This is a genomic window from Ruminococcus flavefaciens 007c, from assembly GCF_000571935.1.
Taxonomy (GTDB): Bacteria; Bacillota; Clostridia; order Oscillospirales; family Ruminococcaceae; genus Ruminococcus; species Ruminococcus flavefaciens_F.
Genome location: NZ_ATAX01000038.1, coordinates 1 through 688 on the forward strand (window position 1 = coordinate 1; position 688 = coordinate 688).

The window sequence follows — 688 nt, forward strand, 5'->3', positions numbered from 1 at the left end:
ACAGCAGAGCCGATTTACAACGGCAAAATGACTATGCAAGGCCGCGGCAATACTACATGGGGTTGGGAAAAGAAGCCATATAAGATAAAGCTCGATAAAAAGACCGACTTTTACGGTATGGGTAAGAGCAAAAAATGGTGCCTGCTTGCAAATTATCAGGACGAAAGCCTTCTGAGAAATACGACTGCTTCAAAGCTTTCCAAGGAGCTCGGTCTCACCACTATGGAGACAGTCTGGACAGATGTAGTCATAAACGGTGAATACGTCGGAAACTATCAGCTCTGCGAGCAGGTAGGCATTGAAGAAGCAAGAGTGGATATATTTGACTGGGAGGGCGAAGCTAAGGACGCCGCTTCTGCTATCGCTAAAAAGGAAAAGATAAAGGGTGACAAAAAAGACGAGCTTACAGATATGATGACAGAGGATATGTCATGGATAAAAGAAGGCGGTACAGTTACTTTTGACGGAAAAGAATATCTGGTATCGGACTATTATGACTTTGAAAGCGACATTTCGGGCGGTTACCTTTTTGAGTCCTCTGAGGAATACGACGAGGAATCAAAATTCATGACAGATTCGGGACTTAAAGTAATGCTCAAATCCCCCGAATTTCTTGCTTCAAACGACGCAATGATGAGCTATGTGCAGGATTACTGGCAGAATTTTGAAAACGCCTATCGTTCCGAGG

Annotated in this window: 1 protein-coding gene; it reads left to right on the plus strand. The window is 43.9% G+C overall.

What is annotated here, in order from left to right; all coding sequences use genetic code 11:
• Positions 1-688, plus strand: a 688-nt coding sequence (locus RF007C_RS16110; RefSeq protein WP_037301744.1) for a CotH kinase family protein, incomplete at both ends; no start/stop codon positions are given.